Below are 26,044 nucleotides of genomic sequence, written 5' to 3'. Positions count from 1 at the left end.
TATGAAGGTAAAAGAAAAAATAGTCCCCTTTTTAACCACCGCCTACTGTCTGGCGCTTCTGAACTTTTCGGTCTGGGCTCAAACAAGCATTTATATTGCTCCTAATGGTAGTGACCGCAATAGCGGCACAAAGGAAAAACCGTTGAAAAACCTCGCTGCTGCCATTTCCAGGATTTCTTCCGCCCCCTCCGGACCTGTTCACCTGATTTTACGGGAAGGAACGTATTTCCTGCCAAAGACGATACGGATTACCCCTGCTGTTTTAAAAGAGCATGTAGTAAAAATCATGTCAGCCGAAAACGAAAAAGTAGTAATTAGTGGCGCAGCTCCTCTTTCCGGTAACTGGACTCCGGAAAGTCAGGGAAAATGGAAAACCTTCATCGGGAAATCTAAAAAAGTGGACCAGTTGTTTTGCGAAGGCCGCTCACTGCCCATGGCAAGATTTCCAAACCTGGACTCCAGCGCCCGCTTTTTTAAAGGAACATCGGCAGACGCGTTGCAACCTGAGCGGATCAAAACCTGGACAAATCCGGCAGGCGGATACATACATGCCCTTCACCAGGCTGAGTGGGGTGACCTTCATTTCAGGATACTTGGCAAAACAGGAAAAGACAGTTTGAAAATGGAGGGAGGTTGGCAAAACAACCGCCCATCCCCCATGCATCGGCAACACCGGTTTGTGGAAAATATTTGGGAAGAACTCGATGCCCCTGGCGAATGGTATTACGATTCAAAATCTGGTTTTCTTTATATCATTCCACCGATTGGCGTGAACCTATCAAGCACCCGTTTTTCAATTTCCCAACTGGATGAGTTGTTTCATATTGAAGGAACTGCTCAAAAGCCTGTAAAAAATCTGACTATAAGCGGTTTAACACTTACAGGCACCAACCGTACGTTTATGCATAACCGAGAGCCGTTGCTGAGAAGTGACTGGACGATCAACCGGGGTGCTGCCCTATATATAGAAGGCACGGAAGATATCCGGATTGAACGCAATGAGTTCACTGAGTTGGGAGGACATGCAATTTTTTTCAGCAGATACAACCGCAGGGGGCAGGCCCTATCGAATCACATCCATTCTATCGGTGGAAATGGAATTGCATTTGTCGGAGATCCCGGCGCAGTGCGTTCACCACTGTTCAGGTATGAACAAACTCAAACGCTGGAGGAAATGGATCTTACTCCAGGGCCAAAGTCGGTGCATTACCCGGCCGAATGCAAGGTTGAAGACAACCTGATTCATGATATCGGGACCATCGAGAAACAGGTGGCAGGAGTTCAGATCAGTATGTCAATGGATATATGGGTGCAATCAAATACCATTTATAACGTACCAAGGGCAGGCATTAATATTGGGGATGGTTGCTGGGGCGGACATATCATCAGTCAAAATGATGTATTCAATACCGTACAGGAAACAGGAGATCATGGAGCTTTCAACTCCTGGGGAAGAGACCGTTACTGGCTTCCTTCCATTGAAGCAGTTGACAGCCTGGTTGAAAAACATCCGCAGCTTCCCTATCTAGACATAATTAAACCGATAACCATCAGTAATAACCGATTTCATTGTGCTCATGGATGGGACATAGACCTGGATGATGGTAGCAGTCGCTACCGGATCTATAATAATATTTGCCTCAATGGTGGTCTGAAATTGCGCGAAGGATTTGATCGCGTAGTGAGTAATAACTTTATTATCAATAATACCTTTCATCCTCACGTCTGGTATGCCAGCAGCAAGGATGTATTTACCCGCAATATTGTAACAACCGCTTATGCGCCCATTCGTGTTCGCAACTGGGGGTTGAAAGTTGATTCCAATTTTTTCATCCATCCCCAGGGATTGCAGGAAGCACGCAAACTGCATACAGATGCTAACAGCATGAGCGGTGATCCCTTATTCATTAAACCTCAGGAAGGAAATTACGGACTACTGCCAAACTCACCTGTTTTCGCATTGGGTATTCAATCAATTGATCAGAATCAATTCGGTGTTCGTTCCGCAGAGCTGAAAAGGATGGCACTTCAGCCACCTGTGTTGCCAGTTTTGTTTTTACAAAAGGAAACTTCCACTGATATAATGACCTGGCTTGGAGCCAGCGTGAAAAACATAGAAACGCTTGGAGAACAGTCCGCCTCTGGTGCCACCGACCGAAATGGCGTTTTATTGGTTGAGGTTCCCAAAGGAAGCCAGGCAGCCAGCAACAAACTGGAAGCCGGAGATATTATCCTGGCCATTAATGGCCAAGCTGTTAATAACCTGACAGACCTTTTTACAGCCATGCAGCAAAACAGCTGGCAGGGCCAGGTTGAATTGAAGTTACTGCACCATCAGCAGATCCTGCAAAGAAGGGTTCAACTGAAATAATAGTTCGTATTTCTACTCTAAAGAATATACTTAATTCCATTTAAAGAAAATATGTAGCCTACCGTCGAATAAGTTTAGACAGCGGAAGGAATAAGTGCAATTTTGTAGTGCAATTACAAATTTCTACTTAGAAAACCGTACCCGCTGTGAAAAAACTTATACTTATTTGCTGGATTCTCCTATTGCAACTGGTAGTTTTTAGCCAGGCCAGGGTAACCAGGATTATAACCGATTACAACGGTTTTTTTTCATCGCAATCAAATAAAATCAATACGGTATTGCCTGATAACAGTCATAATCTGCTTGGCTTTACCTATAATGGCACTACTTATTCAACCGGTGTGGATGATTCGAAACTTACTGCCAATGGTGTAAGTTTTGTACCTCAAACATTTCGCGCTATCCCGCTTAACAATGTTCCTGTCAGTGGGGGCAGTAGCTATTTTGTAGGACTAGGACAATTATATGATGGCGTGCACAACGGTGTAAATAACAGTTCCAGCCAACCCTTTCAGGGCAGTCCGGCGAGTGCCAGCACACTGGCCTCTTTTCTGACAGATGGCATTAATGGTCTGAATGTAGGTACCGGCCTAGCCAATATTCCGGCAGGTTCTGTTTTGCAATTTAATTTAGGTTCCAGCGGTATATCAGCAAGTGCAATCGGAGATGGTATTCCCGATGTATTATTTGTTCAGATAGCTGATCCAAGTTCAGTCGGCGACCGGTTGAAATTCATAAACAGCAGCGGTGCAACGGTTGGAACCGAATTTACTTTTAACCTATCAAGCTCTGCCATGTTCCCGCGACTTGCCAATTGGCGGGCAGATTTCTATAATATCAACAGTACACAAACCACCACCAGTTTTATCAATACAATCCGGCCTATCGTGATGCTGGCACTGGATCTTTCACAACTCGGTATTACAACCAGCAACTATACGCAGGTAACACAGCTGGTATATACAACATCCGGGCAATCAGATCCTGCATTTGTTGCATTTAATGAACCATCGGTAAACTTGCCAACGCGGCTGGGCATATCTGCACAGCCAACTATTTATCAAACAAACCAGGTACTGAATCCTGCATTCCAGGTGCGACTACTGAATAGTTTTAATCAACCGATTCTTCAACCCAATGTGGCCATAACAGTGACTGTTGAATCCGGAAACGGACAGGTCGCAGGAACCCTTACGCAGTATACGGATGCAAATGGCATTGCCTTCTTCCATGACCTTTCATTAAATGGAAACAACACGCATACCCTGCGTTTCAGTTCCTCCAGTCTGAGTCCGGCAATTTCAGACCCCCTGATTTACAGCACGCTGTTACCATTAAACTGGGTAAGTTTTAGCGGCCAGCTTAAAAGCAGTTCCATTCAGTTGAACTGGAGCACCAGCCAGGAACAACAAACCTTTGATTTTGTAATTGAAAGAAGCTCCAATTCACAACAATGGCAAACTATTGGACAGTTGTCTGCAGCGGGTTCTGCGCAGGGAGTAAGACAGTATACCTGGAACGATCAACAACCAGTACAGGGCAGCAATTTTTACCGGATTGTTCAACGTGATCTGAACGGTCGCCAAACAACCAGTAAAGTCATAAAGGTGCAGTATAATCAGGAGGCAGCTGTTCTGGTCAGGGTTCTATCCAATCCGGTTATTGGGGGCCAGCTTCAGTTGGAAGTAAGCATGCCGACCACCATTCAACTCTTTACCAGCGGAGGTGCTTTGATTTTGACGAAAACCGTGCCAGCAGGTCGATCCAGCGTTTCACTTGATGGTCAAACAGCTGGAATTTATTATCTGAAAGCTGGTAAAAAAATAGTTCCCCTGGTTCTGCAATAAGACATCCTTATTTGGGTTTAGAATTTGTACATTTACTTAGTCCAATTCCTAAACCCTTTCATGCAGGATATGTCAAGTATTTTAAACAATCCAATTTCTACTGAACTAACCCAATTGCATCATGTAGAAACGCTGATTAAAGCAGGCACCTGGATCTTTGATCTGCAACAGAATGCGATATATTGGTCTGACGGTGTGTTTAGAATGTTGGGCTATGAGCCGCAATGCTTCGCTGTTGATTTTGAAGTTGGAACCAATACCATTCATCCCGATGACCGCAAACGAGCTATACAGCACATGCAGGATGTGCTTCAGAAAAATCTGGAATACAACATAACCAAAAGGCTTATTAACAGCTGCGGCCAGGCCATACTGGTGCAATCCAAAGCATCCATCATCAGAGATGAATTGGGAAAGCCAATCAAGTTAATAGGTGTTTTTCATGATATAACTGAGTTTGTTGAAATAAGGCAACAACTGGAAGAAGCCCGCCATACCAGTCACCTCTTGCTGGAAAATGCGGATGGTATTTTTTGGGCAACAGATGCAACAGATTTTCGTTTTACCTATATTTCTCCCCAAGTTGAAGAAATAACCGGATATTCTCCTGAAGAGTGGTTGGCGGATCCGAATTTCTGGAGTAACCACATACACCCAGAAGACCGGGATGCAGCCATTCGATTTTGCCATAGTGAAACTGCTGCGCTAAACAACCATATTTTCGATTATCGTTTTCGAACCCGATCAGGCTCTTACGTATGGATTCATGACCGCGTAAAAGTAATGTCCAAGGAAGGCAAACCAGTAAAACTAACCGGCCTTATGCTGGATGTTTCTTCAAGTTATTTTTACGGCGATCTGGATAAAATTGAAAAAAAATTACTGGAAGCCGCCATTCACCAGGACACCCGGCTATTTAATATTATTGAAGCTTACCTCCTGGATCTGGAAAAACTATTTCCGGATATGAAGGCATCGGTTATGAAAATTCAGAATGGCGCTATGTATGTATTGGCAGCTCCTTCACTTCCTTCAGCCTATTGTAAAGCTATTAATGGGATAAAAATCGGAATCAACCAAGGCTCCTGTGGCACTGCTGCCTATCTTAAAGAAAAAGTAATCGCAGGAAATGTATTTGATGATGAACGATGGGCAACCCACATTACCTTGCCTGAAAAATTTGGATTTGCAGCCTGCTGGTCGCATCCCTTGCTAAATGATCAGGGGGAAGTAGTTGCCACACTCGCTCTTTATTTCTCAACTCCCCGGTGGCCAAACGCATTTGAAGAGTTTGCCATTGAAAGATCACAGCGCTTGTTATCGCTGGTGATTACCAAATTTGACAACCTTGAAAATCTAAAGATCAGCAATGATCGTTTTGAACTGATCAATCGTGGTACCAAAGACGCGATTTATGATTGGGATATTGAAAAGGATCACCTGGTATTCGGTGAGGGGTACGGTCGTTTATTTGGGTATACAGAACAGGTTAACAAGCCAATTCAAATGGACAGATGGATGGAACGGATTCATCCGGATGAAGTTCAACAGGTATCCGAGAGCCTTGCGCTGTTTTTGGCAGACCCTCAAATGGAAAGGTGGGAATACAGTTACCGATTTCGCAGAAAAGAAGGGATGTATGCCAGTGTGGAAGAAATTGGCCATATTTTAAGAGACGCGAATGGCAAACCTGTGAGAATGGTTGGCCTAATGCGCGATACCACAGAAACTAAAGAATTGCAGAAATTGCTGGATAATGCTTCCAAACTGGCACTTGTTGGGGGCTGGGAACTCAATTTTAGCCATATTGATAAGCCTGCATTTACCTGCTCTGAAATAGCCCGGCAAATTCTGGAAACCGGACCCTTACTTTCTCCCAGCTGGCAAGACTTCCTGAATTTGGCAGTAGGTCCATCAAAAGAACAACTCAGGCAGGCTGTAGATAAATTAATGCTGGATGCACTTGAGTTTGATCTTGAACTTCCTGTAACAACCTATACAGGTAATAAAAAATGGGTTCGGATAATTGGACAAGCTGAATGGATTGACAATCAATGCAACAAGGTATATGGAAGTATTCAGGACATTCATCATCAAAAGACAAATGAACTGGAACTTTCAAGAAAGAACCGGTTACTGGACACCTTATCGATAATAATCAGTGGCTTTTTGCAGGTTGAAGACTGGACAACCATACTACCGGGAATCTTTGAAATAACCGGACAAACAGCGGAAGTTGACAGGGTGTATTATTTTGAATTGCACCAGGATACACAAACTGGTACCATACTTTCAAGTCAGCGTTACGAATGGACCAGGGATGATATATCAAAAGAAATTGACAATCCATACCTTCAACAAGTACCAGTTCAGAATTATCCAGGTTTTTTTGATCCATTATTGAACGGTTCTCCTGTGCAACTGGTTACAGCAAAAGTGAAGGATGCAGATCTTTATTGGATCCTGGAAAATCAGCAGATCAAATCCTGCCTGGCATTACCGGTAATGGTAGAGAATCAATGTGTGGGTCTGATTGGTTTCGATGCCTGCAGGGAAGAACGATTTTGGGAAGAATCTGAAATCAGTTTTCTTACCAATGTTACGGTTAATCTGGCAGCAGCCATTCAGCGCAAAAACAATCAGCTACAACTGGAGCATGCGCTGTTTGAAAGGAATACGATTTTAGAAAGTATTGGTGACGGATTTTGTGCCATTAGCCAGGAAGGAAAAATTACCTATTGGAATAAACAGGCGGAAACAATTTTCAACCTTCCAAGACAGCAGGTTGAAAAAAGAACAGCAGCAAGCGTGCTGGCTGAAGCCTTGCAGATACCCGAGTCAGATATACTGCTTCACACTTTTTACAGCCGGGAAAAAAAGTCCATAGAAATTCATAAAGAGTCAACTAACCAGTGGTTTGATATTGAAATTTATCCTGCAGGTAACGGTAATTCAGTTTTTATCCGTGACATTACCAATCGAAAAATAGCTGAAGCCCAAATTCAGCAATCCAATGAACGATTTGAAATAATCACCCGGGCAACCAATGATGCCATCTGGGATTATGATGTAGAAAAAGATAAATTATTCTGGGGCCAGGGATTTTATTCCTTATTTGGCTACAATCCCCATGAAATCAAACCAAATTTTCCACTCCTGATAAGCCTGATTCATCCTGACGACAGGGAACAGGTTGTTGCAAAAATTCAGGGTTATATGAGTGGAAGTATTGCTTCAGAAACCTGGGATGAAGAATATCGGTTCTTAAAATCAACCGGAGAATATGCATTCGTATCTGATAAAGCCATCTTTCTCAGAAATGAAAAAGGACAGGTTCTTCGTGCCCTGGGTGCTATGTCTGATATCTCGCATCGCAAAGAGTATGAAAGCTCTTTGGAAGAGCTAAACCAGGAGTTGGAGAAAAAAGTAAAGGAACTGGCCATATCCAACCAGGAACTTGAACAGTTTGCCTATGTTGCGTCCCATGATCTGCAGGAACCACTTCGAATGGTAACCGGATTTCTAACGCAATTGGAGAAAAAATATCATGGATACCTCGATGAGAAAGCACATCAATATATTTACTATGCAACAGATGGTGCGAAACGAATGCGGCAAATCATCCTGGATCTGCTTGATTTTTCAAGAATAGGAAAGCAGAAAGAAAAATCAACTGCATTAAACCTGAACCGACTGGTGGAAGAAACCATCACCCTGAACAGGAATTTACTGGAAGAAAAAAAGGCAAAAGTGATATTGAACGACCTGCCGGTTATCTCCAGTTACCACTCTCCCCTCCGGCAGGTATTTCAAAATCTTATTACGAATGCAGTTAAATACAGCAAACCTGATTTGCCGCCAACAATTCGCATTTGGGCAACTGATGAAGAAACTGAATGGAAAATTGCCATTGAAGACAATGGTATCGGAATTGCTCAGGAATATCACGAACGGATCTTTATCATTTTTCAACGTTTGCACAAAAGGGAAGACTATGGAGGAACAGGAATTGGACTGGCTGTAGTTAAAAAAATTGTAGAAAACCTGGGAGGAGCCATTTGGGTAGAATCAACGCCAGGAGAAGGCAGCACTTTTTATTTTACATTGCCTAAAACCCCACCACTCCAAGCCTGAGCTAAAATGGAAACAACTGTACTGTTCAAAATTGAAAAAGGCTGCATACAATACCAGAACAAACGACTGTTCCAGGAACTGGATTTTACGATACGGCAGGGAGAAACCTGGGCGCTAACTGGCGATAGCGGGTCAGGAAAAACCAGCTTACTAAAAGCACTTGCCGGCCATTTACCCATTACCGGGGGAAAATGGGAGGCCGCATTTTTTGAGTCACTCAAAAAGTCCGGAAATATACCTAAGGACCCTTTGTTTTCCTGGCGAAACCTGGTATCCTTTATTGATGCGAGGCATCGGTTTACCAACCTTTCCCATACCAATACTTTTTATTATCAGCAACGATACAACTCCTGTGATGCAGAAGATGCACCGACCGTATCTGAGATGCTGAACCAGGAAGGCAGCCAGCCGGCCTGGTTTGGGTGGACGGTAGAAAATGTAATAGCTGTTTGCAGGCTTGAAAAATTGCTCGACAAACAGGTAATCCTGTTGTCAAATGGCGAAACCAGAAGGTTATTAATTGGTCTGGCATTATTAAAGAACCCTGCTTTGTTATTGCTGGATAATCCTACAGCCGGACTTGACAGGCTTACAAGAATAGGATTTGAACAATTGCTTGCCCGCATCATTGCATCCGGAATCCATGTTGTTATGAGTCTATCACACCATGAACTACCCGCTTCGATAACACATATCGCGCAATTAAAGAATGGACGAATCCAGACCATTTCCACAAGGGAACAATACCGTCAGGTGATGGAAAAAAAGCAAACGGAAAGCAGTCACAAGATGCTACTTGATAGCTGGTTGAAATTGGGCCGTTTTGCTGAATTTGATGAAATCGTTGAGATTCAAAGCGGACGTGTTCAATACGGAAACCGTATCATCCTGGATAACATTAACTGGAAAATCGCCAAAGGCGAGCGTTGGTCCATCAGTGGCCATAATGGAGCCGGAAAATCTACCCTGATCAGCCTGATTACAGGTGATAACCCCCAGGCATATGCGAACAACATTAAATTGTTTGGAAGGAAAAGAGGATCAGGTGAATCCATCTGGGAAATCAAAAAAAAGATTGGATTTGTTTCTCCTGAATTGTTTCAATACTTCCCACAAGAAACCACGGTTGCTCAGGCAGTTGAATCTGGATTATACGATACTATCGGATTATACCGGACTCCTGTAATGGAAAATGAAAGCTTAATCCTTGCGGTTATGAATGCACTGGGTATTGGTGATTATGCAATGAACAGATTGCAACAGGTAGCAACCAGTGTACAGCGACTAACGCTGATAGCAAGGGCTCTGGTTAAGTATCCGCCGCTCCTGATCCTCGACGAACCCTGCCAGGGACTTGATCCTAACCAAACCGAACAAATTAAACACCTGATCGATGAACTATGTCGTCAAACGCATATCAGTCTGATCTATGTAAGTCATTACGCTGATGAAATTCCCGCATCCGTAAACAGGCAGCTGGTACTGGAGAATGGCAAAATGGTTACCTTTCAGGATACCTAAATAAACCATGCAACCATGGCGGCCTTATCTCTTAAAAGGATTCATTCCATAGACCAATTGAGGGGGCTGGTCATGATTATTATGGCACTGGATCATACCAGGGATCTGTTTCATGAAGGATCACTGACGGAAGATCCGCTCAACCTGGATACAACAACCCCTCTCCTGTTTTTTACCCGATGGATTACACATCTTTGTGCCCCGACCTTTGTTTTTCTTTCTGGAGTCTCCATCTACCTTCAACAGGACAAAATACAGAACGCTGCTGCACTTCAAAGCAAACTGCTGAAACGTGGTTGTTGGCTGGTACTCCTGGAGCTTACGGTAGTAAATTTCGGTATCTGGTTTAATGTACACTTCAATTCAATATTGTTCCAGGTAATCGGAGCCATTGGAACCGGTTTTATAGCGATGGCTTTTCTTCAGCAAATCGCACCCCGATTGCTCATGCTGACAGGCCTGCTACTCATCACGGTTAATCAATTTATCAATGTACCGGCTTTATCTACCCTGGTAGTTCAGCAACTGGGGCCAGCGCATACCCTTATTGTTGCTTACCCACCTTTACCCTGGCTTGCCATCATGCTGATTGGGTTTGGGATGGGCCCCTATTTTAAACAGGGCACTAAAAATGCTGCCTGGTTTGCGAGACTTGGATTAATCCTGCTGGCAGGCGGGATCTTGCTTCGCGCCTTTTCCGGATTTGGTGATCCAAATGGCTGGGCAATACAGAAAAACAACATTCTGACTGGATTATCCTTTATCCGCGTAGAGAAATATCCCCCATCTCTTTTATTCACCATTTTTATGCTGGGTATGGCCCTGCTTCTTTATGCTATCCTGAAAAAACAAACCTTACCTCAACCCATCAACAACCTGCTGGAAGTATATGGTTCTGTGCCGTTATTCTATTATATCATTCATTGGTATCTCATCCATGGAGCATTGATCATTACATTATTTATTGACGGATATACCCTGGATCAATTAAATTTCGGAGGCTTTGGATTTGGTCGCCCTTTACAACAACCCAATGGTTATTCGCTAGGAGTAGTCTACCTGGTATGGATATGCGCAGTGTTAATCCTCTACCCAGCCTGCGTACGTTACCGACAGTTTAAACAGAACAACCCGGATAGTTTCCTGGCGAAGTACTTGTAGCTCTTTTTGAGTGTATTAAACATCCCTTAACAGCATTTTCAATGTTTAAACATTATATTTGCATAAATCAATCTATCATGGAAAAAGCAATTGAAAAAATTATATCCAGACCAGTGCACCCGGGCATGGTTGGAGACGGTTTTCGTGTTTATCATTATTTCCCCGGTGGACCTATATCCCAAAGAAGGATCAGCCCTTTTTTGATGCTTGATTTTGCGGCGGAATTTGAATTCCCCCCATCCCAACACCTGCGTGGTGTGGATGTGCACCCGCACAAAGGATTTGAAACAGTTACGATTGCTTACCAGGGTGCGGTCGAACACCACGACAGTGCAGGTAATCATGGCATCATTTATCCGGGTGAAGTACAATGGATGACAGCCGGATCGGGTATTCTACACAAGGAATACCATGAGCGGGAATTCAGCAGTAAGGGGGGCAAGTTTGAAATGATCCAGTTATGGGTGAACCTTCCAGCCCGTTTCAAAACGGAAGCACCTCATTATCAGGCATTAACAAATGAATTGATCAGAGAGGTTACTTTATCGGAAGACCTGGGTGTTGTCAGGGTTATAGCAGGCAATTATAACGGAATTAAAGGTCCGGCAAACACCTACACGCCAGTCAATTTGTGGGATATCCGCTTAAAAAAGGGGGCTGATTTAAGGACATCCATCGATGAAAGTCATACTACCGCCATTCTTATTCTTCATGGCCAGGTAGCAGTAAACGGCACCACTGTCCCTGAACATCATATGGCATTATTTGGTCAGGAGGGAACTGACATTACCATACATGCTTCTAAAGATGCAGTGCTCCTGGTTATGAGTGGTGAACCAATTGATGAACCCATCGCCAGTTATGGTCCGTTTGTTATGAATACCCAGGCTGAATTAATGGAAGCAATGGAAGAGTTCAGGGCTGGAAAATTCGGAACCCTGGACTAAACTTGCAGAACCTTTTTGCCCTTTTGCAGAAAGTAAATAGGCATTTACAGATTGGTTACCAGAAGGCGAACACGCATGCCTAGTTTTACAGCAGATACCATTAACCATTCAACCTTTTACTATGTATCTGCTGGAAACAGAAGGACTCTCCTATCAGTTCCGAAAAGAGGAAACAGTATTAAATAATATCCAATTACAGGTACCCGAGGGTTCCATATATGGATTCCTCGGACCTAACGGTGCAGGCAAAACCACTACCCTCAAACTGGTGTTGGGTCTGCTACGCAAGCAGAAGGGCAGGGTCAGGATCTTTGGTAAAGATCTTGACTTTGACCGCCTGTCCATTCTGCAACAAACCGGTTCCCTTATTGAATCTCCTTCGCTCTACCTGCATCTCACAGCCCGGGAAAACCTGTTGTTATATCAACGGATTTATCAATGTAATCCCAATCGGATTTCATACGTACTGGAACTTACCGGGCTTTCACATACAGGGAATAAACGCTGTTCTTCTTTCTCGCTTGGCATGAACCAGCGATTAGCCATCGCCGTTGCCTTGCTGCACAATCCACGGTTATTGATTCTTGACGAGCCCACCAATGGTCTGGATCCTTCTGGCATTATCGAAATGCGGGAACTGCTTCGGTCTATCAACCGAAATATGGGTATTACGATCCTTATTTCCAGTCACCTGTTGTCGGAAATTGAAAAACTGGCAACTCATACCGGTATCATTAATAATGGAAGCCTGGTTTTTCAAGGAACTTTTTCCCAACTCATGCAGCAACAACAAGCCGCCTGCAGCCTGTTTTATAAGACCAGTGACAACCTTGCGGCTCAAACCTTTCTCAGACAACGCAACATTGTGGTGGATATGGACCAGGACACTCTGATTCTGCCTTTGTTACCCCGTGAGGAAATTGCCCGGATCAACCGGGAACTTATGAAAGAAGGAATTGATCTCTTCCAGGTACACGCACCAGAAACCAGTCTTGAACAAACCTTCATGAACCTTATCAATCAGAATTAATATGAAACTTTTGACGGCAAGCCTTCAGGCTGAATGGATGAAAACAAAAAGATCCGCCGCCTGGTGGTTGGTCATCACCGGCGGACTCCTTATTCCTGTCATATTACTGATAGGCCGATTTTATAACCATGAACTCATTCCGGCTGAAAATGCAGCTCCCATTGTATGGACGAAATTCTACTCAAGAGCCTGGAACTATATGGGAAACCTGCTCCTGCCCATGGGCGTCATACTGGTTACCAGCCTTGTGGCACAGGTGGAAGTCCGGAATAACACCTGGAAACAACTACATACAGCGCCCCTGCCCTACAGCATTATCTTCTTAAGTAAACTAACGGTGATACTTAGCCTCCTGTTACTTGGATTTGTTTTATTCAACCTGGCGACCTTTGGCATGATTACCTTGCCAGCTGTTTTTTATCAGGATGTATTCTTTCCAAAAGCCCCCTTCCCTTTCAAAGGAATGTTGCTTGGGAATGCTAAATTTTTCCTGGATATGCTACCGATAGTTGCATTTCAGTTCCTGCTGAGTCTGCAATTCCGGAATTTTCTGATACCCATCGGAGCCGGGTTTGGTCTCTATGTTGCTTCCATGATAGGCATGAACTGGAAGTACGGCTATATACTCCCCTATATCTACAGCAGTTATGAGTTTTCCGGCAAATCCACCATCGGAGCAACACAGTTTAATTTTCATTGGCTCCCTGCAATATATTGCCTGCTATTTACAGGTATCAGTTATATAATTTATCTTACCAAGGCAGATAAAACCTAAGCACTGCATGAAACGATCCATTAAAATTCTGCTGCATGCAGGATACTGGATATTGTATCTGTTACTGATCAGCAGTTTCCTGATCATCCTCAGTGCCAGTTCCAAACAGGCAATTTCATCCACTTTTAAAATCATTGCATTTGAAAGTCCGTTGCTCCTAATGACCATCCTTCCAGGCGTCATCTGTTTTTACAGCTGTTATGCAATTTTATTTCCCCGGTGGTTAACGCAACAAAGATTAGTACCTTTTTTTGTTGGAATCCTCGCTGCTGCTCTTGTCAGCGGAGTTATTCCCATTCTGTTGCTGTATTTACCAGGGTTCCCCTGGAAAGTAACTGAAAGGTTCGATAAATGGCTGATTATTTGGGGAATGCTCTCCCTTCTTGCCATTATTCACGGTGTAATCGGATTGATTCTTCGGGGTTTCATTACCTGGTATGGTGAAATCAAAATCAAAGCGGACCTGGAAAAGAAAAACATGCAAACCGAACTCGCCTTAATAAAATCCCAACTCAATCCGCATTTCCTGTTCAATACTATCAATAATATTGATGTACTGATTGAAACTGATGCCCCACGAGCCTCTGTCTATCTGAATAAATTATCCGGACTGCTCCGCTTCCTGCTCTATGAAGCGCAGCCGGAGTGGATACCCCTTGAAAAAGAAATCAGCTACATTGAACAATACCTGGATTTGCAACGAATCCGAACGGCCAATCCGGATTTTATTCAATACAAGGTTACAGGAAACCCTGCCAACCGAACCATTGCACCCGTTCTTTTTATATCCTATATAGAAAATGCATTCAAACACGGTGAACAATTAAAAGCAACTAGCCCTATCATTATCAACATTGATATAGACGACAAACAAATTCATTTTTTCTGCAGTAATAAATATCGAAAAGACAACACGCCAGGTGATCATTCAGGACTTGGGAATGAATTACTACGCAAAAGACTGGAACTGCTCTATCCTGGAAATTATGAGTTAAACATCACCAACCAGAATCAAACCTATTCTGTAGACCTGCTTATATTTGATCATGAACCTGGAATGTATCGTAGTGGAAGATGAGCCCCTGGCAATGGACAGGCTCTGTACCTATATTGCACGTTTCCCCTGGCTTAGCATCCGGGAGAAATTCTCAGATGGCGCAGCTGCATTGGTTTACCTGCAAACAAATTCCATTGATATTGTTTTTCTGGATATCAACCTGGGAGAACTTTCAGGCATCCAGCTACTTGAAACTACGGGCAAAAGATTTGAAGTGATCCTGATTACCGCCTACTCAGATTATGCGCTTAAAGGTTATGATCTCCAGGTTACTGATTACCTCCTGAAACCGTATAGCTTTGAGCGCTTTTCCCAGGCAGTGGAAAAAGCAAAGAATAATCTGCACAAACCTTCTGTTCAGGAAAAAAAATGGCTGTTTATAAAATCGGCTCATCAGATTGAAAAAATCAACCTGGATGAACTCCTGTATATCGAAGGTATGCGCGACTACCGGAAACTACATTTGGCCAACAACCGCAAAATCATGACACTCCAAACCTTCCGTGAACTGGAAGAAGATCTTGCCGGCACCTCTATCTGCAGAGTACATAAATCCTACATGGTTTCCCTTAGCAAAATTGAGTCCATTGATAAAGATGGTATCCGCATTGGAACTGTTTCCATCCCTGTATCGGATACCTACCGTGCAGCTTTTTTCAAATTATTGAAAGGATAATATTCGAACCAGCACCGAACCGCCCTGCTGTTTCTGGCCAAGTCCCTAACTTTGCAGTATGAACCTTGAATACAAAAATTTACTGCCGGCCAATTTTGACTCCGGCTCCCGAGTGTGGATATATCAGAGTAACCGCCTTTTCGGTATGATGGAAGCCCTTGAAGTTGAAAAGATATTAACCGCATTCACCGATCAGTGGCAAGCTCATGGCGCGCCAGTTAAGGGGTTTGCCACCCTCTTCTTCGGTCAGTTCATTGTGTTAATGGCAGATGAAACCCAAACTGGAGTGAGTGGCTGTTCAACTGACAGCTCGGTTCGCCTGATCAAGGCAATTGAAGAACGCTTTGGCGTAAGCCTGTTCGACCGGCAGTTGCTTGCTTTTGTCGTAAAGGATAAAGTTCAACTGATTCCAATGGCACAACTGGCTCCAGCGATCCAAGGCGGTTTTGTAACCGGGGATACCCTTTATTTCAATAATCTGGCAGGTACCAAAGCTGAGCTGGAAAACAACTGGATTATTCCGGTGAAAGAAAGCTGGCTGAAGTCTAAACTGCCTCTGCAATCTGCCTGATCAAAACTGAAGGATAAAGGCTGTTCCTTCGCCTTCCACACTTTGTACGCTGATATTGCCTTTGTGCAACATCATGATCTGCTTGCATAAACTCAGGCCGATCCCGCTACCACTTTTTTTCGTGCTAAAAAAGGGGATGAATATTTTATCCATGATTTCAGCTGGCATACCTGTGCCATTATCTGCCACTTTGAGCAGGGTCCGGTTATTGGGGCCCTTACTGGCTGATAGGATAATTCTAGGTTGCTCACGATCGCGAACGGCATCCATTGCATTTACCAGCAGATTGATGAGGACCTGATCCACCAGGTTAGTATCTGCTTCAATGGTGATACCCGGTTCTTTTAATATGATCTCCAGCTCAATGTGCAACTGCTCCAGCTTTGGCTGCATCAGCTGTTGGAGGTTTACAAAGAGATCCAGCACCTGTACTTTCTGAAGGTTCAGTTTAGTGATCTTATTCAGGTTACGATAGGTTTCAGCAAAGCGCAAGAGGCCCTCACTTCTGCGCTTGATGGTTTCAATACCCAACTCAAGATCCTCATACCCGCCATTACCGGATTTCTCAGTTGATGCTTTCTGCAAACTTTTTTTCAATGTATCTGCAAGAGAGGAAATCGGTGCAACCGAATTCATGATCTCATGAGTCATTACACTCAGCAAGCGTTGCCAGGCTTTGCTCTCCGTTTCATCCAACGCTTCACTGACATTCTGAAAAGCAATCAGTTTGTACGTTTGTGATTCCGTTTGAAAAGCCGAACAGCTGACCAGGATTTTAAACGCATCTTTTTCCCTGTGCGCGGTCGCAATTTTCCCCTCTCCGGGTTTGATATTTTTTACCACTTCTCCCAACTCGGAGTCTCTCCTGCTAAGCGAATCAAGTGATTTCAGGTAAGGGATTTGCAACATTCGTTTCAATGCTTCATTCATCCATACTACATTACCGGTCGCCAATTCGTAAGAAAGTATACCGGTATCCACCAATTCAAGGATTCGCTGCAAATACTGGTATTGGGTTTCCTTTTCTTTACTGATTACCTTAAAAGCAGTGTTGATTTCATTAAATCCCTGCCGCAAGGGTTGCAATTCAGTTGGAGCATGTTTCACGTCAAAATACCGTGTAAAGTCACGGTAATGCACACTTTCTACAAACTGCTTCAATTCTACTTCCGCTTTTTTCTGGTAGCGGTATAAATCATACACCAGGTAGGCAGCCACAGGAATTACCAGTATTAGAAAACGAAAATGCCCAGCCACCAGCAACCAGGAAAGCAGGCACAACACAGCAAATAGCAGTGCTATCTTGATAAAGAGTTTATTATTTTCCCAGAATTCAGATATCATATTTACTGAGTCGACGGTATAATGCGGTCCTGGTTAAGCCCAATTCTTTAGCAGCCTTGGTTATATTTCCGTTGTGTTTTTCGATTACTTTCAAAATGGTATTTTTCTCCACCGTACTTAAATTGGTTTCTTTGGGTTCTTCCCCCTCTTCCGCAGCAAATTCAATCGGTGAGAACAACAGATCTGCTGCCTTCAGTTCATCCCCCTCGGCCATGATCACTGCTCTCTCAATCGTATACTGCAATTCCCGCACATTACCCGGAAACGGATAACTCAGCAGTTTTTCACGGGCTGATTTATCAAAGGGCAATTGCGGCTTCATGTATTTCTGACTATATAATTCATTAAAATGATCAGCCAGCAATAAAATATCCTTGCCTCTTTTACGAAGGGGTGGTACAATAATTTCGACGGTGTTGATGCGGTAGATCAGATCCTTCCGGAACCGGTTTTCATTGGCGAGTTCCTGAATCGGAAGATTGGTGGCACAAACCAATCTTACATCTATTGGTGTTGCCTTATTGGATCCAAGGCGGGTCACGGTTCGGTTCTGCAAAACAGAGAGTAACTTGGCCTGTTGCTGTAAACTGATATTTCCAATTTCATCAAGGAAAATTGTACCTCCGTTGGCTGCTTCAAATCGCCCCATCCGGTCCTCACGGGCATCTGTAAACGCTCCTTTTACATGCCCGAATAATTCACTTTCAAACAGGGATTCAGTGAGCGCTCCAACATCCACTTTAACAAAGGGTCCGGCTGCACGTAAGGAATGTTGGTGAATGGCTCTTGCTATCAGGTCCTTTCCGGTGCCGTTTTCACCGAGCACCAGGATATTCGCATCTGTGGGTGCAATCTTTTCAATTTTGTAGAATATCGCTTCCATCTGCTCCGATTCTCCCAACAGCTCAGATCCAATAAGCGTTTTTGCTTCTGCAGGCTCTCCTGCATTTTTTCCCGCCCGCTTTTTTAATACTTCTTTTATTGTAGCGATCAGCCGGTCGTTGTGCCAGGGTTTCACTACAAAATCGGATGCACCTTCCTTAAGTGACCGCACCGCGAGATCTACATCACCATAAGCTGTTATCATGATTACTCCTGCATCACTTTTCAATTCCTTGATACGACGCAACCAGAAGAGTCCCTCATTTCCAGTATGCAGGGAACTGTTGAAATTCATATCCAACAAAATGACATCAAAGCGGTTGCCAGGCACCAGGTGATTGATTTCCTGCGGATTTTTCTCCGTTACTACCTCTTTGACTTCAGATTTTAGTAACAGACGTACTGCTGTGAGTACATCCGTATCATCGTCGATTACCAGTATGGATGCGTTTTTCAGTGTCATAATTCAGAGACACAAGTATAGGATTTATTTCTGCTGTACGTATATCTCAATTGCGGACAGTAATTGTATCAAAAGCGAACACCACCTGATCAGGATAGGTTTACTATTTTTTGATAATCAATGATTTACATTTTGGCACAGGGTTTAGACTACCTGTATGAGCCTAACAAGAAAAATTTCAGAACGTGGACAGAGTCATCGAAAAAAAGAAATGGTCATCCCAAAAGCTGGTAACAATCGGCGGTGTGGTTGCGTTGGTAGCCCTGCTTGCTGGCAGCTATTATTTCACCCAGGGTGCAAGTCGCCTGAATGTGGACCCGGCACGTATTACCATCAGTGAAATCACCAAAGGTGTTTTCCAGGAAAATATTCCCGTAAATGGTATTGTATTACCCGTAACAACTATCTATCTGGATGCTACTGAAGGTGGCCGGGTCGAAGAAAAATATGTGGAAGATGGTGCGATGATGACGAAGGGGCAACCCATTCTCCGGCTGAGCAATACGGATCTTGAATTGAGTTTATCCAACCAGGAGACCCAGGTATTCAATGTATTAACGCAAATGCAGATTTCAAAAAACAATGCCGATCAAAATACCATTACTCGTCTCAATCAGATGGCAGAAGTTGACAATGCACTGAAAGAGGCGGAGCGTTTATACAGAGTTAATGAGCGCCTCTTTAATCAGAAAGCCATCGGTAAACAAGAATACCAGTCGAGCAAAAATCTCTATGAATACCAGGTGCGCAGAAAAGCACTGACTGTAGATATCTTAAATAAAGATTCTGTTTCCAACCGTCAACAACTTTCACAAATGCAGCAAAGTTTTGAGCGCATGCAAAACGCATTGCAATTAATGCGAAAGAAAGTGGGTGACCTTATTGTGAGAGCACCCGTAGACGGACAGCTTACATCCCTGGATGCAGAAATCGGTCAATCTAAAAACAAAGGCGAGCGACTCGGGCAACTGGATGTCATGAGTGGATACAAAGTACGGGTGGATATAGATGAGCACTATATCTCCCGTATTTTCACCGGACTTCGTGGAACGTTCAACTTTGCGGGAAAAGAGTATGCACTGGTGATCAAAAAGATTTATACACAGGTTACGGGTGGTCGGTTCCAGGTGGATATGGAATTCGAAAAGGAAGTACCCCAAGGTATACGTCGCGGTCAGACCTTGCAGATCCGGTTGGCGCTCTCTGATGAAAAGCAGGCTGTTCTGCTACCGAAAGGTGGTTTCTATCAGCAAACCGGCGGTAACTGGGTATATAAACTGAACGAGGCCGGGACAATGGCATACAAGGTAAATGTGCAGTTGGGAATGCAGAGTCCGGATACGTATGAAGTGCTCGAAGGCCTACAGCCAGGAGATAAAGTAATCACTTCCAGCTATGAAAACTTCGGCGATAACCAGGAACTCATATTAAAGTGAGAAGTGTGAATTAGGAAGTATGAATTAATACATCTATTTCCTAATTCCTACTTCAAACTTCATAATTCATAATTCATAATTCCATACAATGTCTTCCATGCTTACAAAAATATTTCTGCTGCTGGTCTTAGCGATTTCCAGCACAGCTCCTCTTATGAGTGGAGAACGTTGCACGGTAAATCCATTTAAACAAACAGCCTGTAAGGCAGAACCATTAAACCTTGTCCAGGAGGAATCTAAAAGCACGCTGGAAGAGTCCTCCCCTCTTTTTATTCTCACAACCATATAATAAATCATCCCTTGTATGATCAAGATCAGTAATCTCGAAAAAATTTACCGCACCGAAGAAGTAGAAACGGTTGCCTTAAATAAACTTTCGCTGGAAGTTAAAGAAGGAGAATTTGTTGCCATCATGGGTCCCTCCGGTTGCGGTAAGTCCACCTTACTTAACATACTGGGCCTCCTGGATGACCCCGATGCAGGTTCCTTCCTATTCAATGGAATTGAGGTGGCCGGATTCAACGAACGCAAACGGGCAGATCTCAGAAAACACAATATCGGTTTCGTATTTCAGAGTTTCAACCTCATAGACGAACTGACAGTATATGAAAATGTTGAGCTTCCGTTGATCTATACCGGGGTAAAACCTGCCGAAAGAAAGAAGATCGTGGAGGATGTATTGGACAAAATGGTCATTATGCATCGCCGTAACCACTATCCTCAGCAATTATCAGGCGGACAACAGCAAAGGGTAGCGGTAGCTAGGGCCGTAGTGAATAATCCCAAACTGATACTTGCGGATGAACCGACCGGAAACCTCGATTCTTCCAATGGTAATGAAGTAATGCAACTGTTAACAGACCTGAACGAGCAGGGCACCACGATCATCATGGTAACCCACTCCGAGCACGATGCCCGGTACAGCCATCGCATCGTCCGGATGCTGGATGGTCAGACAGTTATGGAAAATATCATGGTCTAACATAGTTCTGATATGCTTTTCAATTATTTTAAACTGGCTTACAGAAACCTGCTCAAAAACAGGTTCTTTACCTTCTTGAACATTACAGGATTATCCATCGGAATGGCTGCTACCCTGCTCATTTTCCTTTGGGTGTATAGCGAACGTTCCTGGGACAAAGACAATGAAAAATACGACCGGATTCACCATGTAATGGTGAACCGGAATTTTAATGGAGAGATTAATACCGGAAGTGATATGATGTTTCCGCTTCCGGCAGCAGCAATGAGTTCGATACCAGAAGTGGAAAAAGCAAGTGTGACAGGTTTTCCTTCTTCAGTACAGCTTACTGTTGGAGAAAAGAAATTGAACCGGCAATCAGTGACCACAACTCCTGAGTTCCTGGATATTTTCACTGTTGAATTCATGGAAGGTGAACCAGGCGGATTGAAGGATCCGGATGGTATTTTGCTTACAGAATCTACCGCTCGCAGCCTTTTTAACCGTATCAACATTGTTGGCGAAGCGGTGAAATTAAATAATGACCGTACTGTTTATGTAAAAGCAGTTGTAAAAGATCCAGCACGAACCAACACGGTTCAATTTGACCTGCTCCAATCCTTTAATCCTTCTGCACAATGGGTAAAAGAAGCCCAATCTGATTGGGTGAATTGCGGCAACCGTGTCTTTTTTCTGCTTCGGGAGGGCGCTGATAAAAAATCAGTGGAAGCCAAAACACTGGCATTGATCAAAGAGAAAACCGGCTCAGAAAATCCTACCACACGCGGAGAGATCATACTTCATCCAATGGAGCGGTGGCGGTTATACGAAGAATTCCGGGAGGGTATTAATACTGGCGGACGGATTCAATATGTGCAACTTTTCACCTGGATAGCAATAGTGATTTTATTGATTGCCTGTGTCAATTTCATGAACCTTTCCACTGCCAGATCAGAAAAAAGAGCTAAAGAAGTAGGCATCCGGAAAACTTTGGGCTCTATGCGCAACCAACTGGTATTTCAGTTTATCGCAGAATCCGTACTAATGGCAATTGCTTCATTCCTGGTCGCTATTTTAATAGTATGGATAACTGTTCCTCCCTTTAGCAGCCTTTTGAATCAACCCATCCGTTTACCATTTCAGGATCCCTTTTGGTGGTTACTTGGAGGAGGCATTGTATTGTTAACTGGAATCATTGCAGGCAGTTACCCCGCATTTTATCTGTCTGGTTTTAATCCGGTAAAAGTTCTGAAAGGTAGTTTTTCAGTGGGGAAAGCCAACCTCGCACCACGCAAAGTATTGGTTACGGCACAATTCACGATATCCATCCTGTTGATTTCTGCAACCTTATTGATCTATCAGCAAATCAACTTCGTTCAGCAAAGAGACCTTGGTTACAAACAGGAAAACCTGCTCATGGTGAACTCCTCTTCTCAGCTAGACCGGCAACTTTCTGCTTTTAAAAATGAATTGTATGCAACAGGATGGGTGGAATCTGTCAACAGAACCGGTAACCAGATAACAGATATCTTCGGTTATACATCCGGTATTCGAATGAGTGGTATGCCCCAATCGGATAACCTGGTTATAGGCTTCATGTTCACTGATGCGGATTTTGTAAAAACAGTACAGGCAAAACTACTGGATGGTCGCGACTTCCTTGCAAGTGACACGCACCAGGTGATATTCAACAAAGCGGCAATAGAAGTAATGGGCATTAAAAACCCTGTTGGTAAAGAAATTGAATGGGCTGGAAGAACGAGAAGAATTGTTGGAATCATTGATAATATGGTGATCAACTCACCCTATGCAGCTCCCGACCCAATGATGCTGGTGCAAGAAGGTGGATGGACCGGCCGCATTAATATACGCTTTAAGGAAGGCATAGATATTCAAAAAGCAGTTGCTAAAATCGAACAACTGCACAATCAGCTAAGCCCTGATTACCTGTTCGAATACCGTTTTATTGATGACTTTTTCAATGAAAAATTCAACAATGAAAAACTGGTGGGAACCCTTGCTGTAATATTTTCAGGATTAGCCATTTTTGTTTGCTGCCTTGGCTTATTTGGACTGGTCTCCTTCGCAATCGAGCGCCGCAAGAAAGAAATCGGTATCCGAAAAGTCCTTGGAGCTTCTGTACAGCAACTGTTACTCCTTCTTTCCAAAGAATTTGCCGTTCTCATTGCATTAGCTTTCCTGATTGCCATACCCGTGACCTGGTGGATGATGAATGGCTGGTTGTCGAATTATGCGTACCGTATTAGTATCAATCCTTTTGTATTTCTGCTGGTGGCAGCTGCGGTGGCAATCATTGCATGGATTACCATAAGCCTCAATGCCTCCCGTACTGCTCTAAAAAATCCGGTTACCTCTTTGAGATCAGAATAGTGAGTGCCACCCAACCGGTGGATGAAACGACATAAAAATATTAACATGTTGACGAATCATTGGAAAATCGCTTATCGCAGCCTGGTAAAGAATAAATTCTTTACGACACTGAATATTGTGGGACTTGCAGCAGGCCTCACCTGTTTTCTGTTGATCATGTTATATGTAACCAATGAATTAAGATATGACCAGTATCATGAAAATGCCGATCGTATCTATCGGATCAATTCAGATATTGTTATGGGAGGAACGGAATTGAATCTGGCAGTTGCATCTGATCCCATGGGAGAATTATTAAAAAAAGACTATCCCGAAATAGAAGAGTATACGCGAATTTATAATAGCTCAGGAGCCAAAATGATCAAAAAGGGATCGGCATTTTTAAATGAAACTAATGTAGCACATGTAGACTCCACTTATTTCGATGTCTTTTCCGCAAAAGCTGTGGCCGGAGATTTAAAAAATGCCTTGGATGAACCCAACACAGTAGTCCTCTCCCGCTCAATGGCTGAAAAATATTTTGGAACCACGGATGTAATCGGGAAAAACCTCGAAACCAATGAAAATGGATCCACGCTCTACAAGATTACAGGAGTAATGGAAGATGTACCCAAACAATCTCATTATCGCCCAGACTTTTTGTTTGCCATGGAAAACTGCGGTTATAAGTTTGGGCAAATCCTGAGCCATAATTTCCAGACCTATTTGCTGCTTAAAAAAGGTACCAATCCGGCAAGCCTGGAAGCAAAATTCCCGGGATATATTATGCGCCATGTGTTACCGGCAGCACAACAGGAAATGCAGATTAAAAGTATTGAAGAATTTGAGCAGTCCGGGAATAAATTACAATACAGCTTAACAGCCCTGACTGATATACACCTGCATTCCAACCGATTTCCGGAACTGGCGATAAATGGTAATATCCAATATGTTTATATTTTCTCCGCAGTAGCTCTGTTTATATTACTGATCGCCTGTATCAATTTTATGAACCTGGCAACCGCAAGATCGGCTAACCGTGCCCGTGAAGTTGGGATACGCAAAGTGCTGGGTTCTGGTAAAGGAGCATTGGTAAAGCAGTTTCTGACTGAATCCACACTGCTGGCCTATGTATCAATAGGAATTGCATTACTGAGCGCAGTATTGCTGCTTCCACTGTTCAATGAGCTTTCCGGTAAACAATTTATACTTCAGGACCTGTTTACTTCTGGATTAATCAGTATTTATTTACTTCTGCCTTTACTGGTCGGATTACTCGCTGGTACTTATCCAGCATTTTTCCTCTCTTCTTTTCATCCACTGCAGGTATTGAAATCGAAATTCAGTACAGGAAGCAGCAAAGCTGGCCTGAGAAGTACACTTGTTGTCGTACAATTTGTTACCTCTATCATCCTTATTGTTGGAACCATCATCATTTATCGGCAGTTAAATTATATACAAACCAGAAACCTTGGTTTTAATAAAGACCAGGTATTGGTAATCAACAATACCTATACATTAGGTACACAGAAGCAAGGATTCCGGAATGAAGTTATGAAGTTATCAGGCGTAACCGGAAGCACTTACAGCGGCTTTATGCCAGTAGCAGAAAGTGCAAGAAATGACCGGACTTTTTCTACCCAGGCAGCAATGACCTCCAGTTCCGGACTGAACATGCAAATCTGGGGAATCGACGAAAACTATATTCCACTGCTGGGAATGGAAATGAAATACGGCAGGAATTTTTCAAAAGAATTTGGAACGGATTCAGCTGCTATCATCATCAATGAAACAACAGCAGCCCTAATGGGATTGGATAATCCCGTAGGCAAAAAATTATATGCTGGGAATAACGGTGGAGCAACTGACCCCTACACAATTATTGGCGTAGTAAAGAATTTTCATTTTCAGTCTATGAAGCAGCAGATTGGTCCGGTTGCCTTCTGGCTTAATCCGGCCGACTGGTCAATTGCTTTCAAAGTGAATACTGGCCAAATCAAGCCATTAATAACCCGGATTGAGGGAGTCTGGAATAAGATGGCTCCGGGAATGCCGTTTGAATACAGCTTTCTCGATGAATCCTTCTCCCGCATGTATGATGCAGAACAGCGGGTTGGACAGCTGGCGTTGAGCTTCGCGATCCTGACTATCCTGATTGCCTGTCTGGGTTTATTTGGACTGGCAGCCTTCATGGCTGAACAACGGAATAAGGAAATTGGTGTACGAAAAGTATTGGGTGCCTCCGTTCAACAAATTGTGAGTCTGCTTACGCGCGACTTTCTGAAGCTGGTAGGTATTGCATCCATTATAGCTTTCCCACTGGCCTGGTATGCCATGAACAAATGGCTGGAGAATTTCGCTTTCAAAACATCCCTGGGTTGGTGGGTATTCCTGCTGGCAGGTTGCATTGCAGCCCTGATTGCCTTGGTAACAGTAGGTGGACAAGCAATAAAAGCAGCCATCACCAATCCGATCAAAAGTCTTCGTTCAGAATAAAC

Annotated in this window: 18 protein-coding genes; 15 read left to right on the top strand and 3 right to left on the bottom strand. The window is 43.5% G+C overall.

Annotated features, from left to right (window positions below):
• The first annotated feature begins 1 nt into the window (after position 1).
• The 11 genes from L0U88_RS09545 to L0U88_RS09495 all read left to right on the top strand — a co-directional run bounded on the left by L0U88_RS09545 (position 2) and on the right by L0U88_RS09495 (position 16,090).
• The gene (locus L0U88_RS09545; protein ID WP_234865821.1) at positions 2–2,371 is read left to right on the top strand and encodes a PDZ domain-containing protein; all 2,370 of its coding nucleotides are present in this window, start codon (positions 2–4) and stop codon (positions 2,369–2,371) included.
• Positions 2,372–2,517: 146 nt separating this feature from the next.
• Positions 2,518–4,218: a hypothetical protein gene (locus tag L0U88_RS09540; protein ID WP_234865820.1), complete on the top strand. Its 1,701-nt coding sequence runs from the start codon at positions 2,518–2,520 to the stop codon at positions 4,216–4,218.
• A gap of 69 nt (positions 4,219–4,287) precedes the next feature.
• Complete coding sequence (locus L0U88_RS09535; protein WP_234865819.1) at positions 4,288–8,352, top strand: PAS domain-containing protein; 4,065 nt, start codon at positions 4,288–4,290, stop codon at positions 8,350–8,352.
• Between the two features lie 6 nt (positions 8,353–8,358).
• Positions 8,359–9,873: an ATP-binding cassette domain-containing protein gene (locus L0U88_RS09530; RefSeq protein ID WP_234865818.1), complete on the top strand. Its 1,515-nt coding sequence runs from the start codon at positions 8,359–8,361 to the stop codon at positions 9,871–9,873.
• A gap of 15 nt (positions 9,874–9,888) precedes the next feature.
• The gene (locus tag L0U88_RS09525) at positions 9,889–11,034 is read left to right on the top strand and encodes an acetyltransferase domain-containing protein (protein ID WP_234865817.1); all 1,146 of its coding nucleotides are present in this window, start codon (positions 9,889–9,891) and stop codon (positions 11,032–11,034) included.
• Between the two features lie 77 nt (positions 11,035–11,111).
• Entirely contained in the window at positions 11,112–11,981 is an 870-nt protein-coding gene (locus L0U88_RS09520) for a pirin family protein (RefSeq protein WP_234865816.1), read from the top strand.
• A 121-nt stretch (positions 11,982–12,102) separates the two neighbouring features.
• Positions 12,103–13,011, top strand: coding sequence for an ABC transporter ATP-binding protein (locus L0U88_RS09515; protein WP_234865815.1), 909 nt, complete (start codon positions 12,103–12,105; stop codon positions 13,009–13,011).
• A 1-nt stretch (position 13,012) separates the two neighbouring features.
• A complete protein-coding gene (locus L0U88_RS09510; protein ID WP_234865814.1) occupies positions 13,013–13,786 on the top strand; it encodes an ABC transporter permease in 774 nt (257 codons plus the stop codon).
• A gap of 7 nt (positions 13,787–13,793) precedes the next feature.
• Entirely contained in the window at positions 13,794–14,864 is a 1,071-nt protein-coding gene (locus tag L0U88_RS09505; protein ID WP_234865813.1) for a sensor histidine kinase, read from the top strand.
• Entirely contained in the window at positions 14,833–15,519 is a 687-nt protein-coding gene (locus L0U88_RS09500) for a LytR/AlgR family response regulator transcription factor (protein ID WP_234865812.1), read from the top strand. Before L0U88_RS09505 ends, L0U88_RS09500 begins: the two co-directional genes overlap by 32 nt.
• A 58-nt stretch (positions 15,520–15,577) precedes the next feature.
• Complete coding sequence (locus L0U88_RS09495; RefSeq protein WP_234865811.1) at positions 15,578–16,090, top strand: hypothetical protein; 513 nt, start codon at positions 15,578–15,580, stop codon at positions 16,088–16,090.
• Here L0U88_RS09495 and L0U88_RS09490 read toward each other — a convergent pair whose 3' ends face one another.
• Together L0U88_RS09490 and L0U88_RS09485 are read right to left on the bottom strand one after the other, a co-directional pair.
• On the bottom strand, positions 16,091–17,434 hold the full coding sequence (locus tag L0U88_RS09490) for a sensor histidine kinase (protein WP_234865810.1): 1,344 nt from the start codon (positions 17,432–17,434) through the stop codon (positions 16,091–16,093).
• Entirely contained in the window at positions 17,424–18,779 is a 1,356-nt protein-coding gene (locus L0U88_RS09485; RefSeq protein WP_234865809.1) for a sigma-54-dependent transcriptional regulator, read from the bottom strand. The genes L0U88_RS09490 and L0U88_RS09485 overlap by 11 nt, the downstream gene beginning before the upstream one ends.
• A 185-nt stretch (positions 18,780–18,964) precedes the next feature.
• Here L0U88_RS09485 and L0U88_RS09480 point away from each other — a divergent pair, with 185 nt between their 5' ends.
• Entirely contained in the window at positions 18,965–20,215 is a 1,251-nt protein-coding gene (locus L0U88_RS09480; protein WP_234865808.1) for an efflux RND transporter periplasmic adaptor subunit, read from the top strand.
• Positions 20,216–20,281: 66 nt separating this feature from the next.
• On the opposite strand, the gene L0U88_RS09475 is transcribed toward L0U88_RS09480, so the two are convergent.
• Positions 20,282–20,494, bottom strand: a complete 213-nt coding sequence (locus L0U88_RS09475) for a hypothetical protein (RefSeq protein WP_234865807.1) — start codon at positions 20,492–20,494, stop codon at positions 20,282–20,284.
• 25 nt (positions 20,495–20,519) lie between these two features.
• On the opposite strand from L0U88_RS09475, the gene L0U88_RS09470 reads away from it, so the two are divergent.
• The 3 genes from L0U88_RS09470 to L0U88_RS09460 are packed head-to-tail and all read left to right on the top strand — an operon-like array spanning position 20,520 to position 26,042.
• Complete coding sequence (locus L0U88_RS09470) at positions 20,520–21,197, top strand: ABC transporter ATP-binding protein (RefSeq protein WP_234865806.1); 678 nt, start codon at positions 20,520–20,522, stop codon at positions 21,195–21,197.
• Positions 21,198–21,209: 12 nt separating this feature from the next.
• Positions 21,210–23,567: an ABC transporter permease gene (locus L0U88_RS09465; RefSeq protein WP_234865805.1), complete on the top strand. Its 2,358-nt coding sequence runs from the start codon at positions 21,210–21,212 to the stop codon at positions 23,565–23,567.
• A gap of 45 nt (positions 23,568–23,612) precedes the next feature.
• On the top strand, positions 23,613–26,042 hold the full coding sequence (locus tag L0U88_RS09460; RefSeq protein WP_234865804.1) for an ABC transporter permease: 2,430 nt from the start codon (positions 23,613–23,615) through the stop codon (positions 26,040–26,042).
• The last annotated feature ends 2 nt before the right edge of the window (positions 26,043–26,044 follow it).

Source organism: Flavihumibacter fluminis, from assembly GCF_021491375.1.
GTDB classification, from domain to species: Bacteria; Bacteroidota; Bacteroidia; order Chitinophagales; family Chitinophagaceae; genus Flavihumibacter; species Flavihumibacter fluminis.
The sequence above is the reverse complement of the archived record's forward strand: the minus strand, read 5'-3'. Positions and strand labels throughout refer to the sequence as shown.